General features: G+C 68.0%; 20 protein-coding genes. 9 read left to right on the forward strand and 11 right to left on the reverse strand.

Translation table 11 applies throughout. The features are described from left to right. Positions 1-38: 38 nt before the first annotated feature. Complete coding sequence (locus OHA18_RS04910) at positions 39-962, reverse strand: RNA polymerase sigma factor (protein WP_329002448.1); 924 nt, start codon at positions 960-962, stop codon at positions 39-41. Positions 963-1,086: 124 nt separating this feature from the next. Between OHA18_RS04910 and OHA18_RS04915 the strand changes: the two genes are divergently transcribed. The 4 genes from OHA18_RS04915 (at position 1,087) to OHA18_RS04930 (ending at position 4,571) form a co-directional block, all read left to right on the forward strand. Further along, positions 1,087-1,674: a GNAT family N-acetyltransferase gene (locus OHA18_RS04915; RefSeq protein WP_329002449.1), complete on the forward strand. Its 588-nt coding sequence runs from the start codon at positions 1,087-1,089 to the stop codon at positions 1,672-1,674. After that, positions 1,674-3,401 (forward strand): IucA/IucC family protein, encoded by a 1,728-nt coding sequence (locus OHA18_RS04920; protein WP_329002451.1) that lies wholly within the window; start codon positions 1,674-1,676, stop codon positions 3,399-3,401. Before OHA18_RS04915 ends, OHA18_RS04920 begins: the two co-directional genes overlap by 1 nt. A 39-nt stretch (positions 3,402-3,440) precedes the next feature. Next, positions 3,441-3,965 carry a Uma2 family endonuclease gene (locus OHA18_RS04925; protein ID WP_329002452.1) on the forward strand — a complete coding sequence of 175 codons (525 nt, stop codon included), beginning with the start codon at positions 3,441-3,443 and terminating at the stop codon, positions 3,963-3,965. A 66-nt stretch (positions 3,966-4,031) separates the two neighbouring features. Further along, a complete protein-coding gene (locus tag OHA18_RS04930) occupies positions 4,032-4,571 on the forward strand; it encodes a Uma2 family endonuclease (protein WP_329002453.1) in 540 nt (179 codons plus the stop codon). 1 nt (position 4,572) lies between these two features. Here OHA18_RS04930 and OHA18_RS04935 read toward each other — a convergent pair whose 3' ends face one another. Further along, complete coding sequence (locus OHA18_RS04935; protein ID WP_329002455.1) at positions 4,573-5,082, reverse strand: cysteine dioxygenase family protein; 510 nt, start codon at positions 5,080-5,082, stop codon at positions 4,573-4,575. Between the two features lie 75 nt (positions 5,083-5,157). Between OHA18_RS04935 and OHA18_RS04940 the strand changes: the two genes are divergently transcribed. Then, positions 5,158-6,024 (forward strand): LysR family transcriptional regulator, encoded by an 867-nt coding sequence (locus tag OHA18_RS04940; protein WP_329002456.1) that lies wholly within the window; start codon positions 5,158-5,160, stop codon positions 6,022-6,024. Positions 6,025-6,034: 10 nt separating this feature from the next. Here OHA18_RS04940 and OHA18_RS04945 read toward each other — a convergent pair whose 3' ends face one another. Together OHA18_RS04945 and OHA18_RS04950 are read right to left on the reverse strand one after the other, a co-directional pair. Beyond that, positions 6,035-9,259 carry an ATP-dependent DNA helicase gene (locus OHA18_RS04945; RefSeq protein WP_329002457.1) on the reverse strand — a complete coding sequence of 1,075 codons (3,225 nt, stop codon included), beginning with the start codon at positions 9,257-9,259 and terminating at the stop codon, positions 6,035-6,037. A 222-nt stretch (positions 9,260-9,481) separates the two neighbouring features. Continuing rightward, a complete protein-coding gene (locus OHA18_RS04950; protein ID WP_329002458.1) occupies positions 9,482-12,700 on the reverse strand; it encodes an ATP-dependent helicase in 3,219 nt (1,072 codons plus the stop codon). Positions 12,701-12,862: 162 nt separating this feature from the next. On the opposite strand from OHA18_RS04950, the gene OHA18_RS04955 reads away from it, so the two are divergent. Beyond that, entirely contained in the window at positions 12,863-13,780 is a 918-nt protein-coding gene (locus OHA18_RS04955; RefSeq protein WP_329002459.1) for a hypothetical protein, read from the forward strand. Positions 13,781-13,783: 3 nt separating this feature from the next. On the opposite strand, the gene OHA18_RS04960 is transcribed toward OHA18_RS04955, so the two are convergent. Genes OHA18_RS04960 through OHA18_RS04975 form a run of 4 tightly spaced genes read right to left on the reverse strand, consistent with a single transcriptional unit; the run spans position 13,784 to position 15,611 of the window. After that, the gene (locus tag OHA18_RS04960) at positions 13,784-14,080 is read right to left on the reverse strand and encodes an MGMT family protein (RefSeq protein ID WP_329002460.1); all 297 of its coding nucleotides are present in this window, start codon (positions 14,078-14,080) and stop codon (positions 13,784-13,786) included. A gap of 9 nt (positions 14,081-14,089) precedes the next feature. Continuing rightward, positions 14,090-14,929 carry an LLM class F420-dependent oxidoreductase gene (locus OHA18_RS04965; RefSeq protein ID WP_329002461.1) on the reverse strand — a complete coding sequence of 280 codons (840 nt, stop codon included), beginning with the start codon at positions 14,927-14,929 and terminating at the stop codon, positions 14,090-14,092. A 46-nt stretch (positions 14,930-14,975) separates the two neighbouring features. Then, positions 14,976-15,332: a hypothetical protein gene (locus OHA18_RS04970; RefSeq protein ID WP_329002462.1), complete on the reverse strand. Its 357-nt coding sequence runs from the start codon at positions 15,330-15,332 to the stop codon at positions 14,976-14,978. A gap of 12 nt (positions 15,333-15,344) precedes the next feature. Beyond that, a complete protein-coding gene (locus OHA18_RS04975) occupies positions 15,345-15,611 on the reverse strand; it encodes a DUF2277 domain-containing protein (protein ID WP_329002463.1) in 267 nt (88 codons plus the stop codon). 86 nt (positions 15,612-15,697) lie between these two features. Between OHA18_RS04975 and OHA18_RS04980 the strand changes: the two genes are divergently transcribed. Next, a complete protein-coding gene (locus OHA18_RS04980) occupies positions 15,698-16,339 on the forward strand; it encodes a TetR/AcrR family transcriptional regulator (RefSeq protein ID WP_329002464.1) in 642 nt (213 codons plus the stop codon). Then, positions 16,336-17,127 (forward strand): maleylpyruvate isomerase family mycothiol-dependent enzyme, encoded by a 792-nt coding sequence (locus OHA18_RS04985; RefSeq protein WP_329002466.1) that lies wholly within the window; start codon positions 16,336-16,338, stop codon positions 17,125-17,127. The genes OHA18_RS04980 and OHA18_RS04985 overlap by 4 nt, the downstream gene beginning before the upstream one ends. A 9-nt stretch (positions 17,128-17,136) precedes the next feature. Here OHA18_RS04985 and moeZ read toward each other — a convergent pair whose 3' ends face one another. The 3 genes from moeZ to OHA18_RS05000 form a co-directional block, all read right to left on the reverse strand. Beyond that, positions 17,137-18,330, reverse strand: coding sequence for an adenylyltransferase/sulfurtransferase MoeZ (gene moeZ / locus OHA18_RS04990; RefSeq protein WP_329002467.1), 1,194 nt, complete (start codon positions 18,328-18,330; stop codon positions 17,137-17,139). 174 nt (positions 18,331-18,504) lie between these two features. Continuing rightward, positions 18,505-21,195 carry a Calx-beta domain-containing protein gene (locus OHA18_RS04995; RefSeq protein ID WP_329002468.1) on the reverse strand — a complete coding sequence of 897 codons (2,691 nt, stop codon included), beginning with the start codon at positions 21,193-21,195 and terminating at the stop codon, positions 18,505-18,507. A gap of 146 nt (positions 21,196-21,341) precedes the next feature. Further along, positions 21,342-22,274, reverse strand: a complete 933-nt coding sequence (locus OHA18_RS05000; RefSeq protein ID WP_329002469.1) for an alpha/beta fold hydrolase — start codon at positions 22,272-22,274, stop codon at positions 21,342-21,344. Between the two features lie 41 nt (positions 22,275-22,315). On the opposite strand from OHA18_RS05000, the gene ligD reads away from it, so the two are divergent. Next, positions 22,316-23,242: a non-homologous end-joining DNA ligase gene (gene ligD, locus OHA18_RS05005; protein WP_329002470.1), complete on the forward strand. Its 927-nt coding sequence runs from the start codon at positions 22,316-22,318 to the stop codon at positions 23,240-23,242. Positions 23,243-23,323: the final 81 nt, after the last annotated feature.

Here is a 23,323-nt window from a genome sequence, read left to right on the forward strand (position 1 = left end):
TGCACATCCGCCGCGCGGGCTACCTGGCGTATCCGCCTTTAGTAGTGGTGGCCGTTGAGCTCGACAGGCTCGCCGAGGGCGGCCGCTACTTCGGTGAGGAAGTCCGGGGAGAAGTAGTACCAGCGGATCGATCGCACCTTGCCGTCTTCGGTGGTCGGACGCATCAGATCGTTCACGGCGCGCTGACCGTCGCGGACGATGTGGATCACGAGCACGGACTCGCCCCAGAGCTCGACAACGTCCGCCGTGTAGCGGTAGGGCTTGGACAGATCCAGAGTGTGTTCGATCGAGCCCTGGCGGATGTTGTCGGCGCCGTACTCCGTCAGTACGCCGAGAATCTCGCTGTCCGCGTCAGCGAGCAGCAGTGCGGTCAGCCGAGGTACGTCGTACGCCGTGAACGCATCGGCGACCGCATCCAACAGGCGACGGTCCGGGGCTTCACGTGTCTTCAAAGAGCGCTCCGGGTCCGCCAGGCGGCCGCGACCGCGGTGGAGTGCGGCTTTGACCGCTCCGACCGAGGTCCGCAGGACGTCGGCGACCTCGGTGAGCGTGAAGCCGAACAGGTCCTTCAGTGCGAGTGCGGCGCGCTCCTGCGGCGGGAGGAGCGCAACGAGCTCAGCCCAGGCGTCACGGAGCTCCGCGGGGTCGGTCGCGTCCGGTGCGGCCTGCTCCGGTGCGTCGACGAGTACGGGCGACTGCCGGCGGTAGTTGTCGACGTATGCGTTGGTGGCGACCCGAAACAGCCAGGCGCGCGGGTTGGCGATCGGGCTGTGCGCCTGCGCCGCCTGCGTGAAAGCGCGCGCCAGCGACTCCTGGACGAGGTCCTCTGCGTCGAACGCGTTGCCGGTCAGCCGGCGGCTGTACTTGTACAGGTCGGAGCGCAGCGGCTCCAGGCGGTCGAGGAACTCCCTGCGCGCCTGCCGGGTCGCCTTCAGCTGAGGAAGGTCCAGTGCGTCGGTCATGGTCATACCAGTCTGGACGGATGAGGTGCCCGCCAGGATACGGACCCGATTCTTCGGGGTGTTGAAGATCTAGTAAGGTAAGCCTTAGCTAACAGGCTCGCCCACCTTGAAAGCAGAGTCCGCCATGACCAGAGCACTGCCCGAGCCGACGTACCGGCGCTTCGTCGCCGGCCTCGGCACCCTCAGCCTCCGGCCGTTCGACCTGACCGAGGACGTGACCACGCTGCACGGCTGGGTCACCCAGCCCTACGCGCGGTACTGGGGTCTCCTGGAAGCATCCGTCTCCGATGTCCACGCGGAGTACCTCCGCATCGAGCAGAGCGCGCATCACCGCGCCTTCCTCGGTGAGCACGAAGGCCGGCCCGCGTTCTTGATGGAGCGCTACGAGCCGGCGTACGACGCCGTCGGCAAGGTGTACGACGTGGCGCCGGGCGACATCGGCATGCACGTGCTGGTCGGGCCTGCGGTCACGCCGATCACCGGGTTCACGGCCGCGGTGTTCGAGACGATCATGGACAGCTTGTTCAGCGATCCGCTGGTCGATCGGGTCGTGGTCGAGCCCGACGTACGCAACGTCAAGATCCAGGCGCTCAACGAGCGGATGGGGTTCCGCAAGCACAGCGTCGTACAGCTGGCCGACAAGCAGGCGTGGCTGAGCTTCTGCACCCGCGACCAGTACGCCGACGCACACCGGATGAACGAGGCAGGCTGATGATCTCGCACTTGAACCCGGATGTCTGGGCTGTGGTCAACCGCGCCCTGGTGCGGAAGGCGCTGGCCGAGTTCGCGCACGAACGCATTCTCACGCCCGTTGCTGTTGACAACGGGTTTGCGGTCGACGGCTATCGGTTCAGTGCTCGGCTGTATCCCTTGAATCATTGGGATATCGATGCCGCGAGCATCGTCCGCGACGACGGCGGGCCGATCGATGCGCTCGAGTTCATCACGACGTTCCACCAGCAGCTCGGGATCGGCGCGGAGATGCTGCCGGTGTACCTCGAGGAGATCAGCAGCACGCTGGCGTCGGCGGCGTACAAGTTGTCGAAGCCGGACCTGACCGCGGCGGACCTGGTCACCGCGGACTTCCAGGTGATCGAGGCAGCGATGACCGAGGGCCATCCGTGCTTCGTCGCGAACAACGGGCGGCTCGGATTCGGGGTGAGCGACTACCTCGCCTTTGCGCCGGAGACCGGTGCACCGGTGCAACTGACCTGGATCGCGACTCGTCGCGACCGGACCACGGTCGCGCACAGCAGCACGCTGTCGTACGACGAGCTGTTGCGTTCCGAGCTGGGAGACGAGGTTCTGCAGCGGTTCGCCGGGGAGATCGTTGCTGTGGGCGCCGATCCTGCGGAGTACGTCTACCTGCCGGTGCATCCGTGGCAGTGGGAGAACAAGACCTCGATCACGTTCGCGGCGGATATCGCGCAGCGACACATCATCCACCTCGGATCGACCGACGACAGCTATCAGCCGCAGCAGTCGATCCGGACGTTCTTCAACCGGTCGCAGCCGTCGCGGTGCTACGTGAAGACGGCGCTGTCGGTGCTCAACATGGGGTTCATGCGCGGGCTGTCGCCGTCGTACATGGCCGCGACGCCGGCAATCAACGACTGGGTCCACTCGGTGGTCTCGAACGACCTTGTCCTGAAGAGATACGGCTTCAGCGTGTTGCGCGAGATCGCGGCGGCCGGGTACCACAACCGCTACTACGAGAACGCCACCGACAAGACTTCGCCGTACCGGAAGATGCTGTCGGCGCTGTGGCGGGAGAGCCCGATGCCTTCGCTGGAGCCCGGTGAGCGGCTGGCCACGATGGCGTCGCTGCTGCACGTCGATCGACACGGGTCGTCACTGGCGGCCGCGCTGGTGCGGGCGTCGGGGCTGGCGCCGGCGGACTGGTTGCGGGCGTACGTCGACGCGTACCTGATCCCGTTGCTGCACAGCTTCTACGCGTACGAGCTGGTGTTCATGCCGCACGGCGAGAACCTGATCCTGGTACTGCGGGACGCGATCCCGATCCGGGTCATCATGAAGGACATCGCCGAGGAGATCGCCGTACTCAGCCCGGCGACGCCGATCCCCGCGGACGCCGAGCGGGTCCGCGCGGAGGTCCCCGACGACGAGAAGCTGCTGTCGATCTTCACCGACATCTTCGACTGCATCTTCCGGTTCCTGTCGCCGTTGCTCGACCGCGAGGGTCTGCTGACGCCTGACGAGTTCTGGTCGGTGGTGGCGGATGCGGTGCGCGACTACCAATCCGCGACACCGGAGTTGGCCGAGGCCTTCGCGAAGTACGACATCTTCACGCCTGAGTTCGCGCTGTCCTGCCTGAACCGGCTGCAGCTGCGCAACAACCAGCAGATGGTCGACCTCACCGACGTCGCCGGCTCCCTGCAGTTCGTCGGCACCCTGGAGAACCCGCTGACCTGTGGATAACTTCCGCGGCGGTACGGCGAAATCGGTCAAGCTGTTGGCGTGACCACGCTTCAAACCTCAATCGACGGCCTCGTACCGCCTGACGCCCCTGCGCGGGACGGCAGGCGGTACGAGGTGGTCGACGGTCGTCTCCTCATCACCGGCGCCCAACCACCCGCTCACCACGCGGCCGTCATCGCGCTCATGGTGCAGCTGAAACACGCCTGCCCACCGGACCTCCTGGTCTCGGTGGGCTCGCTCGCCTTCCGCCCCACGCCCCACACCACCCTTCGCCCTGACCTCCTCGTCTGCGCCCGCCACTACACCGCCACACAGCCACCCGCCCTCGTCGTCGAGGTCCTCTCCCCCTCCACCCGCACCACCGACGTAGTCCTCAAGCGATCCCTCTACGAAACCCACCAAGTCCCGTCGTACTGGCTCCTGGACCCCACCACCCAAGAACTGACCATCCTCGCCCTGACCCCCACCGGCTACACCTGCCAAGCCGTCCTCCAAGCCGAAGAAACCTTCCACACCACCACCCCCTTCCCCGTCGACCTATGCCCAGCCACCCTCACCAGATGAAGGGCATCCCGGGGCAGATGCCGATGTGCCCTGCCGCAGCGGATCTGTCTGGTTCACAGTCGGCGCATGAGACCGATCGAACCAGGTGAATTCACGGTGGCCGACCTGGAACTGACACCAGACGAAGGCCCGCGCTACGAGCTTGTCGACGGGGTGCTGCTGGTGACGTACATGTCGTCGGCGATTCATCAGCGAGCGCTCGGCGAACTGATGATGCAGTTGGTGTCAGCCTGTCCTGAGCATCTCGAGGTCTTGCCGGGGCCGCTGGAGTTCCGGCCCGACAACCGGCTGGCGCTAGTCCCCGATCTGCTGGTGCTGCCGCGCGGGGACTCCACAACGCGGTGGGTCGAGGAGTTGGCGCTCGCTGTTGAGGTTGTTGTGTCGACGACGCGCACCGTCGATCAGGTTCTCAAGCCCGTGCTCTACGCGAGGGCTGGTGTCCCCGCTTACTGGATACTCGATGTGGAGGAGACGAAGCTGACTGTGCTCGAGCTCGTGGATGGGGTGTACGTCGAGCGGGAGGTTGTGGTTGGCGAGAAGGTGTTCGAGGCGACGTTGCCGTTTCCTGTGGAGATCGTTCCGGCGGCGCTGCTTCGGGAGCGGTGAGTCAGTTGTAGTAGCGGCGGGCGCTCGAGCCGATTCGGGTTACGTCGGTGCCGTAGATGTGGATGGAGATCGCGGTGCTGCCGGCGGTGTTGTTGACTCGGTGGATGTCGCCGGGAGGGGCGAATCCGCTGACGTCGCCGACATGGTTGTCGCTCTGGCCGATCAGGTTGAGGTCGGTGTCGTAGAGGTCCTCGTGCTCGACGCCCTGGATCACTCCGAACACGCACCAGGTGACGTGATCGTGGATCCGGGTCAGCTGGCCCGGCCGCCAGACCAGGGCGATGATCGAGAACGAGCCGTCGGGCTCGACATGCAAGGTGTGACTCCGGTACCGGTCGGCCGATCCGAGCCGCTGCTCGGCCGTCAGTACGTCGGGAGTCGGCAGGTGGCGGCGCAGCTGCTCGGCCACGAGCTGAGCGGTGCCGTGCCAGTCGGCGTGCTCGCCGATTGCGGTACGAACGCCCGCGGCGAGGTCTGTCAGGGTGCTGGTGGAGGTCGTTGTCGTCGTCATGTCTTGAGCGTGCGCCACCTCAACCCATAACGTCTAATGCCAAGTTTCGTCCTCACCCATAGACAGGTTTGATACATGCTCGATGTCACGAAGCTACGCGTCATCGACGCCGTCGCCCGCCTTGGATCGGTCACCGCCGCGGCACGCGAACTGCACTATTCGCAGCCGTCCGTCACTCATCACCTGTCCCGGTTGGAGGCCGAGACCGGCGCACAGTTGCTGCAGCGCGCCGGCCGGGGCATCCGGCTGACCGAAGCCGGCCGGATGCTCGCCGCCCGGGCCGCGGAGATCATCGGCCGGATCGACGCCGTCGACGCCGAGCTCGCCGCCCACGTCGGCCTGCGGGTAGGACGGGTTCGTCTCGCCGGGTTCTCGTCAGCGGTCGGATCGCTCGTACCGGCGGCTGTCGCGGCGCTGGCCGGCAAGCATCCGGATCTCGAGGTGAGCCTCACCGACATGCATCCGCCGGAGGCCCTCGAGCTCCTGCGCACCGGCAAGATCGACGTCGCGATCGTCTTCCGGTACGACGAGACCGAGCCGGAGCCGGCCGGCGTACGACTGCATCACCTGCTGGACGACCCGGTGTATCTGCTGTCGAAGGACCGGCCGGTCACGCTCGCCGAGCTCGGTGACGCGACCTGGATCGCCGGCTGCGATCGATGCCGCAGCCACCTGACTGCTCTGTGCGCGGCGGAGGGCTACGAACCGAAGGTCGGCTACACGTCCGACGACATGGTGGTGATGCAGGCACTCGTCGTGGCCGGTCTCGGGGTGACGACCATGCCCGGCCTCGCTCTCCGCAGCCATCAGGTCGACGGCATCTTCGCAAGCGAGATCCCGGACTCGCGTCGGCACGTCTACGCCGCGACGTACGGCGAACCGCCCGACCCACCGGCGATCGCGGCCCTGGTGACTGCACTTGAAGAGGCCGCCACCGCGTGACGGCCCAGTCTCATCCGTTGAGCAGACTCACGAGCTCCGCCTTGTCCGGGAGGTTTTCCGGGCGGACGATGTCGCCGGTGCGGACGTAGTAGAAGGCGGCGGTGATCTGGGACAGGGGGATGTTGAGCAGCTCGGACCAGGCGACCCGGTAGATGGCTAGCTGGAGTGGGTCGGCGGTTTCGGAGCGGTGCGTTTTCCAGTCGATGACGTCGTAGCCGCGGGAGCCGTCCTCGCGAACGACCTGGTAGACGGCGTCGATGCGGCCGCGGATCACGCGTCCGTCGATGGCCAGCGCGAACGGGGCTTCGATCTCGTACGGTGTGGTTTCGCCGAACGGGCCGTCGCGGAACGCGTCCATCAGGTCGGTGAGGTCGGTGTCGTCGACGATGTCCTCGTCCGCGGCACCGGGGAGATCGTCCGGGTCGAGCAGGAGCTGCTGTCCGAAGTAGGTCTCCACCCAGGCGTGGAAGCGGGTGCCGAACCGCGCCGCCCGGTTGGGTTTGCGGGGCATGGGGCGGGCCAGCTCGGCGGCCAGGCCGTCCGGGTCCTTCGCCAGCCGCATCACCTGGGTCGCGGACAGTGCGGCCGGCAGCGTCACGTCATACGCCTTGCGGCTCCTGCTTTCCCTTGCCTCGGACAACAACCGCTCGAGCTCCGAGTCCCACCGTGCGACCGTCGCCTGCTCGTCGAGCAGCAACGACTCCTCGGCCTCGATCGACGGGCCCTCCGCGCGCGACAGCTGCACCAGGGCCGCCGCGTCGAGCCGGCGCTGGTACGACTCCAGGTCGTACGCCGTCGGCCACGGCGCCTGCGTCTGCTCCGCGAGCTCCGGGTTCTCCGCGGTCAGCTCCGGCTGCTCCGCCCACTCGATCACCCGCTCCCCGGCGTGCTTCTTCAGCACCGAGAGGTACGACGACGGGCCGCGCGGGCGCTTCTGGGTCGGACCCCACCAGTGGCCGGTCGCGACCAGCAACTCCTTAGCGCGGGTGAAAGCGACGTACCCGAGCCGCCGCTCCTCCAGCGCGTTCACCTCCTTGCACTCGTCGGCGAACGCCTTCAGCCCGGCGTTCGACAAGTCGTGGATATCCGGCAGGGTGTCGGCGTCACCGCGCAGCGGCCACGGCAGCACCTTGGCATTCGTCGTCCACTTGTCCCGGCCGCGATCCGACGGAAACACCTTCGAGACCAGGGTCGGCACGAACACGACCGGCCACTCCAGTCCCTTGGACCGGTGCGTAGTCAGCAGCTTCACGGAGTCCGCCTCGCTCGGTACGGCGAGGTCGAGGCCCGCGGCGTACTCCTCCTCGGCGGCCAGGTATGCGAGCAGGCCGTCGAGTGAACCGTCCGACTCGGTCGAGACGAAGTTGCCCACGGCATCCAAAAATGCGGCGAGGTGGTCACGGCGGCCGGCGTCGACGTGGTCAGGCGTTGCGGTCAGCTCGACGTCCAGGCCGATCGTGCTGATCACGCGGCGGACCAGATCGAGCAGCGGCTCGCTTGCATGCGCGCGCAGTTCGCGGAGCTCGGTCGAGAGTTCCTTGAAGCGGATCAACGCCTCCGGTGCGTACTCCGACCGGCCCGGATCGTCGACCGCTTCGGCGAGGGAGATGACCTCGGTCGAGTCCATCCCGGCGACGGCCGCGTCCAGGGCGGCGACCAGGTCGTCGGCGGCCGGGCGGTCGCCCGCGTCGGCGAGCGCGCGGGCGCGGTTGGCCAGCAGCGCGAGGTCGCGGTGGCCGATCCGGTAACGCGGGCCAGTCAGGATGCGGAGCATCGCGGCGTTCGCGGTCAGGTCGTTGACGGCCTGCAGGGTGGCGACGACATCGACGACTTCCGGGAGCGCGAGCAGCCCGCCGAGACCGACGACCTCGACCGGGACCTTGCGCGTGATCAATGCTTCGTGGACCGCGCTGAGGTCGACGTTCGTCCGCATCAGGATGCCGATGTCCTTCCAGCGGCGGTTGGTCGTGCGGTGCGCGGCGACGATCGCGTCGGCGACCCACTCGATCTCCTGCGAGCGCGTCTCGAAGAGGCCGACGGTGATCGCACCCTCCGGAGCGTCGTCCGGAGCCTCGAGCGGGATCACGCCGGGATGCTGCTCGTAGAGCTCGGCGGCGTGCTGGTTGGCGGCCGCGAGTATGCGGCTGCCGCAGCGGCGGTTGACGCTCAGCACATACCGCTGGGCCGGCGACCCGTCCGACTGCGGGAAGTGCGCAGGGAACTCGTCGAGGTTCGCGACCGATGCACCGCGCCAGCCGTAGATCGCCTGGCAGGGATCGCCGACTGCGGTGACCGGATGCCCACGCCCGTCACCCGCGGCAAAGAGCGCGGTCAGCATGCGGCGCTGCGAGACCGAGGTGTCCTGATACTCGTCCAGCAGCACCACCTTGTACCGCGCGCGCTCGACGGCCGCGACCTCCGGGCACTCCTCCGCGAGCCGCGCACCGAGCGCCATCTGATCGGCGAAGTCGACCACACCGCGCTCTGCCTTGTAGGCCTGGTACTCCTCGACGAGCTGCAGGATCTCACCGCGCTTCAACGCGGTCTCAGCGAGCTTGCGAACCTCCACCGTCTGCTTCCGAACAGCCGCGACCTCCTGCCGTACGGCGTCGTCATGGTCGCGGATGTCCTCGGCGCGGAGCAGGTGATCCGCAAGCTCGCCGTCCAGCGACAGCAGACTGTTCACGAGTGTCGGCACATGGTGCGACGCGAACCGGATCGGCCCAGCAGACCGCCGTACGACCCGACCTGCCAGCTGGAAGCGCGTCGCGTCGGCAAGCACCCGCGAGTCCGGCTCGAGGCCGAGCCGGAGCCCGTGCTCGGCGATCAACGTGCCGGCAAACGCGTGGTACGTCGAGACAACCGGCTCTCCCGGCTCCTCGGGCTCCCAGTTGGGGATGTTGCTCCGCAGATGCGCCGCCAGCAATGGATGCACATCCTTCGGCAACGTCGATCCGAGGACGCCGGCCTTCGTCAGGTCGTCACGGATCCGCACATCGAGCTCGTTGGCAGCCTTCTTCGTGAACGTCAGCCCGAGAACCTCCTCCGGCTTCACCTGCCCCGTGCAGATCAGCCACACCACGCGCGCAGCCATGGCCGTCGTCTTCCCGGACCCGGCACCCGCGACGATCACGCCGGGCGCGAGCGGCGCCGTGATCGCCGCCAACTGCTGATCCGAGAACGGGATCCCGAGCAGGTCACACAGGTCAGCAGTCGAACTGAGCCGCACAGTCATCAGCAGCCCTCCTCTCCGCCACGCCCACTCCGGGGACCTGAGACAAGAACTGGCGACCCGAGACAGGAACTCGGGACCCGCGACAGGTTATTTCAGGTCTCCAGCCCCCAGATGGTGTCTCAGGCCCCCGCCAGTGGGTGGTGGGGCGGGGATGTTGGTGGGTGGTGGATGGGGGGCGGGGGGTGGGCGAGGTTGGGTGGTGTGGGGTGCTGGGCGCAGGCATCAGACGATCTCCCGACCCTCTGGCTGGATCGGGCAGAGGGCTCGGGCTTCGCAGCGGGTGCAGCCGTCGTTGCGTTGGGCGGTGAACTGCTCGGTGCGGATCATCGACTCGGCGTCGTCGACGGCTTCGTCGAGCCAGGTGCGGCCGTCGTCGTCAGCCTCCAACGGGCCTTGGTGCTGCACTTTCGGGAAGCCGCCGTTGTCGTCGTGGCGCAGCTGGACGAGCTCGGCGCCACCAGCCACCGCGTCCTCGCCGAGCTTCTTCAACTGGCGAGAGTTGATCGCCCGTTGGTAGATCGCGAGCTGGACATGCCGCGCCAGCGCCGGCTTGGTCGGGATCGTCCGGCCGGTCTTCAGGTCGACGACCCGGACCGTCCCCTCCGGATCCTTCTCGACCCGGTCCATCCGCCCCTTCACGCGGACCGCCGGCTTGTCCTCGTCCGGCAGCAGCACGTCGAAGTCCACCTCGGTCCCCACCAGCGTCCGGTCCGGCCGCCCCTGGTGCCACGCGACGAACCGCCGCAACGCCTGTTCCGCCTCGACCCGCTCCCGGTCCGAGATCCACGCCGACTCGAAGTCGAGCTGCGTCCACACCTTGTCCAGCCACCCGTTGAGCTCGTCGATGGACGGCGGCAGCGTGCCGGTCGCCACCGCATCGGCCAATGTGTGCAGCACCATCCCGAAGCCGATCGCTGACGTACTCGGCGTCTCGCCACCGGCCCGCCGGGTCAGGAACCATCGCAGCGGACAGTCCACGATCGTCGTCAGCGCACTCCCGGACAACGGCACCGGCAGCTCGGGATCCGCGATCGGCCGCACCGACTGCGTCCGCTCCCGCACACCCCACCACCGCGAAGGATCGGCCGTCGGCACCAACGGATACTCGCGGTCGTCCGCCGCATCGGCCAACTGCGCCAGCCGATCCGCGGCCACTCGCTTCAACGCCGGCGACGACCCTGGATCCGCGAGCACACATCGGAGATCCGCGACCAGGCCGGGCAACGACAACGGCCGCCGCGGTCGTCCCGCGACCAGTTTCAAAGGAATATCGAGCTCGGCAAGGAATCGGGACGGCTGGTCGCCGTCGGCCTCCGGCGCCTGCACCGCCGTCACGATCAATCGCTCCCGGGCCCGGGTGATCGCGACGTAGAACAACCGTCTCTCCTCGGCGAGCAACGCGCCCGCCGACAACGGATCGATCAGCCCGTCGGTCCCCAACCGGTCCGGCTCCAGCAGCGAGCCGCGCCGCCGCAGGTCCGGCCACTGCCCCTCCTGCACCGACGCGACGACGACCAGCCGCCACTGCAGCCCCTTCGACCGGTGCGCCGTCATCAGCTGCACGCCGGCCTCGCGGTACGTCCCGTCGAACCGGTTGTCCGCCGCGATGTCCAGCGACTCCAGCTCCGACAGGAACGCCGAGACGCCCTTGAATCCGACCTGTTCCTCCGCCCGCCCGGCCGCGTCGAACAGGGCGCACAAGGAATCCAGGTCCCGGTTCGCGGTCCGGGCGGTCTCACCGCCCGACCCAGCCTGTCCGCGCAACCGGCGCAGCCACGGCGACTCGGACCACAGCGACCACATCACCTCGTCCGGCGCCGCGCCCGCGGTCACGATATTCCTTGCCTTGAGCAACCTCTCGCCCAGCGCCGCGAACCGTGCCTCGGCCGGCGATGCCTCCTCGTCGAGCAGCAGCGGATTCATCAGCGCGTCCCGCAGCAGCTCGTCCGACGCGCGTGGCAGCCGCTGACCACCCGCGGCATCCCGGTCCCGTCGCCGCAGTACACGCGCCAGCCGCCGCAGTTGCCCCGCATCCATCGCCCCCAGTGGCGACAGCGCAAGCGCCCGTACGACGTCAACCGTCAAGGTCTCCGGATCGGCCACCGCCCGCAAAGCCAGCAGCATCGGCCGTACGGCGGGCTCGCGCGACAGCGGCAACTCGTCGCCCGCGACATCCACCGGGATCCCGGCTGCCGCCAGCGCACGTCGCAGCGGCGGGATCGAACGGCTGCCGGACCGGACCAGCACCGCCATCTCGTGCCAGCCGATGCCGTCCTGCACATGCGCCCGCCGGAGCAGGTCCGCGATGTGCTCGAGCTCGGCGCCACTGGTGGAGTAGAGGTTCGCCTCGACCTTGCCCGGACCGAACACACACGACGAGGCATCCGGATTGCGGAACCGCTCGAACGTCTCCCGGTCGAGCGTCCCCGGCACGCCGAGCCGGTTGACGACATTGCGGGACACCCGCTGCAGCGTCGTCCCGAAGCGTCGCGTCGTACCCAACGCGATCTGCGCGGCCGGCGCGCCGTCGAGCGTCCGGAACTCGTCGGTGAAACGGAGCAGGCCCCGCACCTCGGCCCCGCGGAACGTGTAGATCGACTGGTCCGGATCGCCGACGACGACCAGGTCCCGCCCGTCGCCCGCGATCGCCTGCAACAGCTTGGTCTGCCCCGGATCGGTGTCCTGGTACTCGTCGACGAAGACCGCTTTGAACTCGGCCCGCAGCTTGGCCTGCACCGACGGCTGCTGGGCCAGGATCACCGCGCGGTGGATGAGCTCGGAGTAGTCCAGCACCTGCTCGGCGTCGAGCACCTGCAGGTACTCCTCGAAGAAGTCGCCGACCGCGACCCACTCGGCCCGCTCCGCCGACCGCCCGATCTCGGACAGGTCCTCCGGGTCGAGGCCGAGCTGCCGTGCCTTGCCGATCACCGCCTGCACCTCGTCGGTGAACCCGCGCGTCTTCAACGCCGGATGCAGACTGCCCGGCCAGTGCACCGCGCCGACCTCACGACTGCCGGACAACGCCTCGCTCAACCGCAACGACTGCTCCGGCCCGGACGGCAACCGCAGCGGTACGTCGAACGCGTCGGCCGGTGTGAACCGTCGAAGCAGCGCGTAGCAGAAAGAGTGGAACGTCATCGACGGCATCACGCGCGTCGTCCGCCCGAGCCGGCCGGTGACGCGATCCCGAAGCTCGGTCGCCGCCTTCCGCCCGAACGTCAGCACGAGCACCTCGTCCGGCTTCAGCCCGCGATTGCGCACCCGGTCGACAACAGCCTCGACCAACGTCGTCGTCTTCCCGGTGCCCGGTCCGGCGAGCACGAGCAGCGGTCCGCCCCGGTGATCCACCACGGCTTGCTGGTCGGCATCGAGGACAGGCGCGTCGGCGCTCCGCCGCTGTTCCCGGACCAACCGATACCGGGATCCCTGTCTGCTGACCACCGCCCCATCTCAACAGACCCCACCGACAATCCGTGCGGTGGCACCCCGGGCCCCATCGCGATAGCCGGAAACCGGACAACGACGACGTAGCCGGTTCATAACTTTCCGCGTCCGGGGTGCATCGAGTTCCTCGGAAACAACACCAACTACGAGGAGCACCGAATGAGGACGATGCGACGCACGGCCGCCCTCCTGGGGGCGGCTGTTCTGATGGCGGGCTTCGGCGCCGCCACTGCCACCGCGGCCGGACCGAAGACGGCCAACCCGAAGATCCAGTCGATCTGCTCGCTGGATCTCGGCTCGATCACCGCGGACGGCAACTATGTCGACCAGGTGGTGTCCGCCGCGAGCCCGCCAGCCGCGACCGAACGCCGGGTCGGTCCGAAGATCGCCGAAGCCGGCGAGACGAGGGCCAGCGCGACCTGGGAGTTCAAGCCCGAGCCCGAGGGCGGCAGCTCCGACAGCGGCTACGCCCTGTACGGCGACACGCTGTACAGCACCGTGATCAACAACGTGCCGGGCGGGCCCTGGTGGGGACGCGGGCTGGCGATGACGGACATGAACGCGTACACCTCGATCGCGCGGGCGGCGTACCCGAAGGGTGACGCGCCGACCCGGCAGTACTTCTACGCGATGCGCGACGACGGCACCCTGGTGCGCTGGAAGCGCGACGACCAAGGGTTCCACCCGCTCGGCACGTTCGCCGGGTTCTCGGCCGTGAAGGCGATGACGTTGATCAGCACGACGTCGACGTACGACACCTTCCTGGCCACCACCAAGGCCGGCGCGCTGTACACGATCCACATCCCGACCAGCTCACCGTTGACGCCGGTCGTGAAGGTCGTCCGGTCGTCGACCTGGCAGGGCTTCGAGGCGATCGTCGCGGAGAAGTGCGGCACCCAGGGCACCCTGCTCGCCGCGATCGACCGGGACAGCGGATCGGCGTACCTCTATGCCGTTGGTCACGCCAACGGTACGGCGACCGTCATCCAGAGCCTGGGCAAGGTCCCGGGCACGTACAACGACCCGGTGTACTTCCTGCGCACCTCGCAGGCGGGAACGCCGCTGAACGGCGAGTAAGGATCAGTCCTGTGGATCCCAACGGGCGTCGCGGAGGTTCACGCGCCCGTTGGTGATCCGCACTCCGTCCGACCGCAGCCGGTGGAGTTGCTCGTCGCCGACCTCGTCCGCCGGCACGCCGGACGCGCGGATCACCCGCCACCACGGCACGCTCGCGCCGTACTCACGCATGATCGCGCCGACCTGACGCGGCCCGCCCTGTCCGACGTACTCCGCGATGTCGCCGTACGTCGCGACGCTGCCCTCCGGGATCGACTCGACCGCGCGCAGCACCGCCTCGACGTACTCCTCCCTGTCCACGGGGCAAATCTAGGCCAGTGGCGCGAGCGCCTTCGCGAGTGGCTCCAGGACCGACGGCCCCGCATCCAGCGGGAGGTTCATGATGACCAGGTCGACACCGGCCTCGCCGTACGCCGCAGCCTCGGCGACCGCCTTGTCCAGCGGGCTGTCCGGGTCGATGCGGACGTTGACCGAGCAGGTGATCTCGTCGACGTCGCGGCCGACCTCTTCACAGCGCTGGACCAGGACGTCCTTGAGGGACTTCCACTCCTCGGGGTTCGGGACGATCACGTTCCACTGCTGGGCCCACCTGGCGACTGCGCGGAGGGTCCGCTTCGGGCCTTTACCGCCGATGGTGATCGGCGGGTGCGGTGTCTGCACCGGCTTCGGGTTGCAGTACGCCTCGGTGAGCTTGATGTACTTGCCGTCGAAGTTCGCGACCTTCTCGGTGAGCAGCGCGATCATCGCCTCGGTGCCCTCGTCGAACCGGTCGAAGCGCTCCTTCAACGGGTAGAGGTCGATGCCGTACGCCGCGGTCTCCATCTCGTTCCACCCGGCGCCGATGCCGAGCTCGAGCCGCCCGTTGCTGATGATGTCGGTGGTCGCCGCCATGTTCGCCAGTACGGCGGGGTGCCGGTAGATCATCCCGGTCACCTGGCAGCCGAGCCGGATCCGCGACGTCGCCTGCGCCAGCGCGGCCAGCGTGGTCCAGGCCTCCAGGTTCGGGCCCTGCATGTCACCGCTGAGCGGGTAGAAGTGATCCCAGTGCCAGGCGGACTCGAAGATCTCGAACTCGTCCGCCGCGACCCACACGTCCCGCATCTGCTGCCAGGTGGTGTGTTCCGGCCTGGTCTTGATCGCGAACCGCATACAGCCCTCCCTAGAGGTAACCGTTTCCCGGTTGCGACACTACCAACTAGCCGATGCAGAGAGACGAGATCGGACGGCTCTGCTGGAACACCGTCACCAGGGTGAAGACCTCGGACACGACAGCGGCGACCGCGGTCCAGAACAGGATCAGCACGATCGTCTGCCGGCTGCGCCCGAACCAGCGCAGCAGGAGGTACAACGCGACCGCCCCGACGGCTACTCCGATGAAGCTGAGCACGAACGCACTCGTCGGTAGCGGTAGCGCGCCGTCACACGCCGCATGCCGACGACGGGACAATTCGGTCTCGGCGTTCGCACTGGTCAGTGACAGCAGCACACCGGCCACGATCAGACCGAACACCACCCCCTGGTGCCGGCGCTCCGGACGAGCCCCCTCCCCCATGGCGGAAGGCTCTTAGTCGAGACCGAGGCGCGCCCGGACCTCGGGTCGCCGCAGTGGTGGGACCGTCTGCGGCGGGGTCCGGCGGGCCGGCATCTCCTCCAGCAGTTGTTCGGTGATCTTCGCGACCTCGATGGCCGCGCGCTCGATCGGGCCGCGCGTGGTCGCACTCAGCGAGCCGACGCCGGTCACCTTCCGCACGTACTGCAGCGCCGCCGCGTAGATCTCCTCAGAGGTCGCGGACGGCTCGAGTCCCCGGAGCGTGGTGATGTTTCTGCACATATGTCGACAGTACGTGGGACGGGGGACAAGATCCTTAAATCTATGAGGTATTGACTTCCCTAATGGTCTTAGGTTTTCCTCAATGTATGAGCACTACTGCGCCGGACCGTCGGACCCGCCGTCGTCAGGAGACGATCGGGGAGATCCTCGACGTCGCCATCGAGCTGATGGAGGTCGAGGGCGTCGCGGCGCTGAGCCTGTCCGCGGTCGCCCGCCGGCTGGGCATGCAGCCGCCGTCGCTCTACCAGTACTTCCCGTCGAAGATGGCGATCTACGACGCATTGTTCCAGCGCGGGTCCGAGTTGTTCCTGGCCGCGCAGCAGGAGGCCGTCGCGGCCGCGACCACCGACGACGTCGTGGAGCTGCACCTGATCGGCACGACCGCGTTCGCCCGGTGGAGCATGCAGAACCCGGTCTACTCGCAGCTGTTGTTCTGGCGCACGGTCCCCGGCTTCGAGCCGAGCCCGGCGGCGTTCGTGCCGGCACAGGAAGCGCTGGCCGAGCTCCAGCGGCACCTTCAGGCGGGAGTGGACGCCGGCCGCTTGCATCCGGACGCGGCGAGCGAAGAAGGAGTCGCGCTGTTCACGTCGGTCACGTCCGGAGTGCTCTCGCAGCAGATGGCGAACGAGCCCGACGCGACCTTCGAAGAAGGACGGTTCAGCCGGCTGCTGCCCGTCGTACTCGAGATGTTCTATCAGCACTACGCACCACACAGGGGGAAGAAATGACGGCAGTACTGGCGGAGAAGATCGGGCGGGCCGACCGGCCGCGGTGCCGGGTGCATCGCGACGCGGAGCTCCAGGCGTGGCACGAGGTGCTCGCGTCGATCGAGGGGGACGAGTGGCGCCGCCGTACCGTCTGCGACGAGTGGGATGTCGCGGACGTCACCGGCCACCTGATCGGGCAGGCCGAGGACGTGCTCCGGCCGTGGTCGTTCCCGTTGCGGGACTTCAAGGCGAAGCGGAAGTATCCGGACAACGTGCTGCTCGACGCGCACATGATGATCCAGGCCGACGACCACCGCGGTACGCCGCCGGCCGAGCTGCGGGCGTTGTTCGACCGGCGCTGGGCGAAGGCGACGCGGCGCATCAGCAGTAGCCCGGAGCTGTTCCGGCGGATGACGGTCAAGCTCGAGGGCATCCCCGGGTTCGAGCGGCTCGACCTCGGCTACATCCAGGACATTCTGCTGGCGCGGGACCTGTGGATGCACCGCGACGACGTGTGCCAGGCGCTCGGCCGGCCCTTCGACGCCGGACCGTACGCCGAGGAGATCGTCGCTCAGGTGATGTACGACGTGATCGACGGACCGTTCTGGGGCGAACGGCCCGCGGTCGAGGTGCAGCTCACCGGGCAGGGAGGTGGGACCTATCAGCTCGGGAGGGGTGCGCCGGTAGGTCTCGCCGCGGTGGACGCCGTCGGCTACATGCGGACGTTGTCCGGGCGCGACGACGCCCCAGCGGTTTCGGGTGATCCCGTCGCCGCTGAGGCGGTCGCGTCCTGCCGGATGCCGTTCTAGGACGAAGGACTAGTACGAGGGCTGGCTCGGGTCGATCTGGTCGACCCAAGCGACCACGCCGCCGCCGACGTGGACCGCGTCGGCGAAGCCCGCGCCCTTGGCGATCGCGAGCACCTCGGCCGAGCGGACGCCGGACTTGCAGTGGAAGACCAGCTGCTTGTCCTGCGGCAGCTTCTCCAGCGCGACACCGGTCTGGAAGTCGGCCTTCGGGATCAGCACCGAGCCCGGGATCCGGTTGATCTCGTACTCGTTCGGCTCGCGGACGTCGATCAGGACGAAGTCCTTCTCGCCGTTGTCCTTGAGCTTGATCCACTCGCTGAGCTGCTTGACCGAGATCGTCGAGCCGACGGCCGCGTCGGCCGCCTCCTCGGTGATCGCGCCGCAGAAGCTCTCGTAGTCGATCAGCTCGGTGACGGTCGGGTTCTCGCCGCAGATCGCGCAGTTCGGGTCCTTGCGGACCTTCAGGCTGCGCCAGTTCAGGTCGAGCGCCTCGTAGATGTTCAGCCGGCCGAGCGACGGGTCGCCGATCCCGGTGAGCAGCTTGATCGCCTCGGTCACCTGGGCCGCGCCGACCGACGCGCAGAGCACGCCGAGGACGCCGCCTTCGGCGCAGGACGGGACCATGCCGGGGGGTGGCGGCTCCGGGTACAGGCAGCGGTAGCACGGGCCGTGCTCGGCCCAGAACACGCTGATCTGGCCGTCGAAGCGGAAGATCGAGCCCCAGACGTACGGCTTGCCGAGCAGCACCGCGGCGTCGTTCACCAGGTACCGGGTGGCGAAGTTGTCGGTGCCGTCGACGATCAGGTCGTACTGCTCGAAGATCTCGAACACGTTGTCGTTGTCCAGCCGGGTCTCGTGCAGGACGACGTTCGTGTACGGGTTGGCCTCGAGGATGGACTCCTTGGCCGACTGGGCCTTGGACTTGCCCACGTCGGACTGGCCGTGGATGATCTGGCGCTGCAGGTTGGACTCGTCGACGGTGTCGAACTCGACGATGCCGAGGGTGCCGACACCGGCCGCGGCCAGGTACAGCAGCGCGGGGCTGCCGAGGCCGCCGGCGCCGATCACCAGCACCTTGGCGTTCTTCAGCCGCTTCTGCCCGGCCATCCCGACCTCGGGGATGATCAGGTGCCGCGAATAGCGCCGCACCTCGTCGATCGTGAGCTCGTCGGCCGGTTCGACCAGCGGTGGCAGTGACGACACGTTGTCGGCTCCTCAGGAAGACGTCGGACGGGATCTGATGGTTTTCAACCATCCGTCCCTCATCCATGTTCCCGCACAACCCAACCCACCCCTCGCGGAGTCCACATCCCGGGCCGATCGTCTCAGAAACGCGACGTGCCGGGCGCCCCCAGGGTGCCCGGCACGTCGGTAGTACTAGTCGTTGTCGATGATCGTTCCTGTGAGGGTCACCGGAACCTTCAGGTCCGCGCCGTCGATCTGCTGGATGACGGCGGTGAACGATTCCGCGGGTTCCTTGAGCTTGTCGTCGAGGATCTTGACGGACAGCTCGCCGGTGGTCCGGCCTGGCTCGACGTAGCCGTCGATCGAGCGGTCGACCGGGCCGGTGCCGTCGTCGTTGGCGGACGCGTAGTCCTTGCGGATCACCGCCGTACCGTCCTTGAGCACTCCGGTGAACGACACGTACTTGTCGCTCGGAGCGGACAGTTCGACTCCGAAGTTGACCAGGCCGGTCTTCTCGGCCGTCTTCAGGTTGCTGAGGGTCAGCGTCGGCGTCGGGTCGTCGTCCAGCACCAGACCGTGGCCGAAGGACTCGTTCAACAGCCCGTTGTGCGGCACGGACAGCACCAGGCTGAACGGGAGGTCGTAGCTGTCCCGCGTGTTCGCCGTGATCAGCACACTCACCTTCTGGCGCACCTGTCCCGGCTTGAACACCAGTTGCCGAGCAACGTCCCCGACGGTCTCGCCGAGATCACCATTCGTCTCGACGTACACGCTGACCGGCCGGATGCTCGGCCGGGACATGGTCACCCAGAAGTCGATCATCCGCGTGCCCTTGTCCCCCTCCTTCACGGTGACGTTCGACGCAGACAGCTTCGGCAGCAGCACCGCAGGCGCCGACAACCCGAGCCCCGGCGACGAGAACGCCAGATCACTCACGTACGCCGACCCGATGGCCACCCTGTCCGTCCGCAGCTCCACCGCACGCACGTCCCGCAGATCGATGCCCTTCAGCGAGGACACCGGGATGCGTACTGTCCGGAGCAGGTTCTTCGGCAGACCGCTGTCGTTGCTCCCCGGCATCCGCACCAACGCATCACTGACCGCAGACACCGGTACGACGGCCGCACGACCGTGCCCGTCGACCACATGGACGCTCAGGTCGGTCTTGGGCGCTCCAGCCGGGTCCGGTGCGGCGCGGAACGTCAACGCGGCAATGCGCCGTACGTCGCGCTGCCCCGCCGGCACGTTGACCCGCACTACTCCGTTTGTCCCAGTCCACTTGAGTTTGGTGACCGCAGTGGTCGGCGTCTTGGCTGCGAACCAGGCAGCACCCCAGTGCGGTGCGTTGGACCAGTCATCCGTCGCCATACAGGTCGGCGTCGCTGCTCGGACCGACGTGGTGGTCACACCGGCGCACACTGTTGCGGACACCTTCCCGGTGACCGCTCCGGCAGGCAGTGCCTTGTCGAGACGGTTCACGTCCTGCCCCTGCGACACCACTCGTACGACGGCCTTGCCCGCGGACGCGGCCCGTGAGTCCGAGCCGTCGAACTGCGGCAGGAACTGCTTCTCATGCCCCAGCTGCAACCGGAAGAAGCCAGCGACGTACGCCGTACCAACCGCCTGCTGCTCCTTCGCCGTCAGCCGGCCCGGGTACTTCGCCCCGCACGGTGACGCCTTCTCGTCGCCGTACCAGTCGTCGCTCGACGGCGCGATGGACTGCCCCGGCGTCCACTCGGTGTTGAAGAAGTTGTGGTTGGCGCCCATGACCGTCACGGTCGACCGCGGCGCGGTGTCACCGTCGACGGAGTACCTGGTGTCGTCGTAGAACTTCTGTCCCTGCAGGTCGGACACGTCGCCGTCGCAGTACGGCAGTACGACGCTCATCGCCACACCTGGAACGGTTGCCCGCGCGAAGTCGGTCGGCGCGAGCGGAAGCACCGCGCGGATCCCGTACTGCCCACCGCGGTCCGCGTTCAGTACTGCGGCGCGTGCGACACCCTCACCGCCGCGCGAGTGCCCCATCAGGCCGACGTTCTGCAGGTCGATCTTGCCGACGAACGTGGTACCGAACGGTCCGCCGCCGGTCGTCGACCACTTCCGCCACAACGCCAGGTGGTCGAGGATCAGCTCGGCGCGGGCGTGCGCTCCGGCGTCGTACGCCTCGCTGTCCCAGGCGTTGATCGCGTTGGCGCTGATCGACACGACCTGGTAGCCGTTGCTGGCCAGCGCGGTCGCCGGTGCGTCGTACCCGCGATAGCTCGGAATGGCCTTCATTCCCGGTGGGCACGGCCACGGTTTGTCGTCGTCGGACGGGTGAATCGGGTCGCCGTAGCAGACCTCGTGCCGGCCGTGCAGGAAGACGACCAGCGGCCGCGGACCGAGCGCACCGCGCGGCGTGTAGACCTTTCCGACCAGCTCCGAGCGGTGCGCGAGGCCCGGGAGGTAGACGGCCTCGTTGCCCAGGTTGTACTCCGCGGTGTCGACCTTGTACTTGCCCAGCGCACCGGGGTCCGCCGGCAGCAGCGGACCACGCCGCGCCTTCAGCCAGTCGGCGTCGGTCGGGCCGGCCGCGGCGATGCCACGGCTCATCCCGGACTGCTTCCCCAGGTCGCCGGACCAGACCAGACGTACGTCGCGTGCCTTCAGCACGGCCGGATCGGCGCTGACCAGCGTCAGCGTCTTGCGGTCCGGCGACTGCTTGGCGACACCCAGCGGCTTGCCGTCGACGGCCAGCAGCGGAAGCGACGCACGCATCGGTGCGGGCGCGTCCAGATGCAGTGTGAGCTGGTAGCCGCCGGTCACCGGGCGGACGTCCCACTGGTTGCCCTGAGCAACCGATGGCGGAGTTGGCGGTGCGGCGGCGGCCGTGAGCGTCCCCACACCAAGCAGTGCGACCATCCCCAGCGACAGACTTCGGGCGGTTCTGCCGATCACTCGCACAGTTGTCCTCTCGTTCGTTCGACAAGTCATCTGTAGTACTTGTCAGGCGAGAGGAAAGTTGACCGGACCCGTCGCTCAGTCGTGTCTCAGTCGGGCGTCGGATTCGACTCGATCAGCTGCCGGAAAGCGCGGGCCACCTCTTCCGGGTGTTCCATCTGCGCGACGTGTCCGGAGTGCGGCAGATAGAGCAGCCGTGCGTCCGGGAAGGTGCGCTGGGCCTTGGTGCGGATCCGCGCATCGACCAGCCGGTCCTTGCCGCCGTAGATCAACAGGACCGGGCACTCCACCTTCGCAGCGTCCGCCCACAGCGACCGGCGCGGTCTGGCCAGCGACGACCGCAGGATGCTCCGCGCGCCGTCCAGCGTCGCCTGCCGGCCCCATGGGTCCGTGTCGCGCCGGTGCAGCTCCTCCTCGTACGCCGCGCGCACCTCAGGCGCCAGCGATCGCGGATCACCGAACACCATCTTCAGCGACGCCTGGAACCGCTGCTCGAACGGCATCCGCGCGGTCCGCTCCAGTACGACGGAGCCGAGCCGCGGCGTCGCCAGTGCGGTGAACCACAACGCACTGGCCGACACCCGCGGATGCGGGAGCGCCGGCGAGACCAGCGTCAGCGACGCCACCAGATCAGGGCGCAGTCCAGCCAGCGCGACCGACGACGCACCGCCCATCGAGTTGCCGAACACGTGCACCGGCTGGTCGAACTCCCGCTCCAGCAGCTCCACCAGTACGGCGGCCTGCTCGGAGATCCCGATCACGCCGGAGAGCGGCGTACGGCCGAAGCCGGGCAGGTCCGGGGCGATGCCGCGGATCGTGTCGTTGAGCATCAGACCCAGGGCGGTCCAGTTCAGTGACGACCCGCCGAGGCCATGGACGAACAGAGCGGGCGGCAGGTCCGGCGCCGCACCAGGCAGATCTCTGACCAGCAGATCCACTCCTGCGACCGGCACCCGCCGCTCCGGCCACCGCTTCAACTCCAGGGGTACGGCGTCCCCGGTTACTGGCCCGTAACTCTCCACGGCACCATGTTAGAACGCCCTGCGGGTGGAGACTGGGACGCATGGCGGGCGCGCAGCAGCAGCTGACGACCGAGGTGGACGGGCAGACGATGAAGCTCACCAACCTCGGCAAGGTGCTGTATCCACAGACCGGGTTCACCAAGGCCGAGGTGATCGACTACTACCACCAGGTGGCCGAGCTCCTGCTCCCACACCTGACCGACCGGCCCCTGACCCGCAAACGGTGGCCAGACGGCACAGAGGCGTCGTACTTCTTCGAGAAGAACGCACCCCGCGGTACGCCGGCCTGGGTACGTACGGAGATCCTGCCGACGCCCGGTAGCTCGACCGGCCGGGACGAGGCCGAATTCGTGGTCTGTGACGACATCCAGACCGTGGTCTGGCTGGCCAACCTGGCTGCGCTCGAGCTGCACGTACCGCAGTGGCGGATCGGTCTGTCCGACGGCGGCAAGGACCCGCAGGCCGATTTGATCGTGTTCGACCTCGACCCGGGACCGGGGGCGACGATCGTCGAGTGCTGCGACGTGGCACTGGCTCTACGTGAGCTGCTGGGCCACTTCGGGCTGGAAGGCTGGCCGAAGACCTCCGGGAACAAGGGCATGCATCTGTACGTGCCGATCGAGCCTGCGTCGTCCAGGCGGACCAGTGCGTTCGCCAAGCAGCTCGCGGAGCAGTTGGCGGAGGCCCTGCCCGAGAGCGTGACCGCCAACATGACCAAGGCGCTCCGGCCCGGCAAGGTTTTCATCGACTGGAGCCAGAACGCCAGTGCGAAGACCACGCTGGCGCCGTACTCGCTCCGTGGCTCCGACGAACCGCGGGTGTCCACACCGATCGACTGGGACGAGGTGGCGTCGGCCACGACACCGGAAGAGCTCCGGTTCCTCCCGCACGACGTACTGGCCCGGATCGAGGAGTACGGCGACGTACTCGAGGGCCTGTACGACGATCCGCAGCCGCTGCCCACCTGAGCCACCGCCCGATCGAACATCGTTCGGCGGGGAAGCTACTGGCGGGGAGGACTGCTGGGTAGGATTCGGGGAAGACCACCC

The organism is Kribbella sp. NBC_00709 (assembly GCF_036226565.1).
Taxonomy (GTDB): domain Bacteria; phylum Actinomycetota; class Actinomycetes; order Propionibacteriales; family Kribbellaceae; genus Kribbella.

What these genes read in the sequence shown, in the direction of transcription:
- OHA18_RS04935 (WP_329002455.1), bottom strand. Translation starts at nt 5,082, where the DNA reads ATGACGACGACAACGACCTCCACCAGCACCCTGACAGACCTCGCCGCG.
- OHA18_RS04920 (WP_329002451.1), top strand. Translation starts at nt 1,674, where the DNA reads ATGATCTCGCACTTGAACCCGGATGTCTGGGCTGTGGTCAACCGCGCC.
- OHA18_RS04955 (WP_329002459.1), top strand. Translation starts at nt 12,863, where the DNA reads ATGAGGACGATGCGACGCACGGCCGCCCTCCTGGGGGCGGCTGTTCTG.
- OHA18_RS04910 (WP_329002448.1), bottom strand. Translation starts at nt 962, where the DNA reads ATGACCGACGCACTGGACCTTCCTCAGCTGAAGGCGACCCGGCAGGCG.
- OHA18_RS04940 (WP_329002456.1), top strand. Translation starts at nt 5,158, where the DNA reads ATGCTCGATGTCACGAAGCTACGCGTCATCGACGCCGTCGCCCGCCTT.
- OHA18_RS04930 (WP_329002453.1), top strand. Translation starts at nt 4,032, where the DNA reads ATGAGACCGATCGAACCAGGTGAATTCACGGTGGCCGACCTGGAACTG.
- OHA18_RS04985 (WP_329002466.1), top strand. Translation starts at nt 16,336, where the DNA reads ATGACGGCAGTACTGGCGGAGAAGATCGGGCGGGCCGACCGGCCGCGG.
- OHA18_RS04965 (WP_329002461.1), bottom strand. Translation starts at nt 14,929, where the DNA reads ATGCGGTTCGCGATCAAGACCAGGCCGGAACACACCACCTGGCAGCAG.
- ligD (WP_329002470.1), top strand. Translation starts at nt 22,316, where the DNA reads ATGGCGGGCGCGCAGCAGCAGCTGACGACCGAGGTGGACGGGCAGACG.
- OHA18_RS04975 (WP_329002463.1), bottom strand. Translation starts at nt 15,611, where the DNA reads ATGTGCAGAAACATCACCACGCTCCGGGGACTCGAGCCGTCCGCGACC.
- OHA18_RS04915 (WP_329002449.1), top strand. Translation starts at nt 1,087, where the DNA reads ATGACCAGAGCACTGCCCGAGCCGACGTACCGGCGCTTCGTCGCCGGC.
- OHA18_RS04980 (WP_329002464.1), top strand. Translation starts at nt 15,698, where the DNA reads ATGAGCACTACTGCGCCGGACCGTCGGACCCGCCGTCGTCAGGAGACG.
- OHA18_RS04970 (WP_329002462.1), bottom strand. Translation starts at nt 15,332, where the DNA reads ATGGGGGAGGGGGCTCGTCCGGAGCGCCGGCACCAGGGGGTGGTGTTC.
- OHA18_RS04945 (WP_329002457.1), bottom strand. Translation starts at nt 9,259, where the DNA reads ATGACTGTGCGGCTCAGTTCGACTGCTGACCTGTGTGACCTGCTCGGG.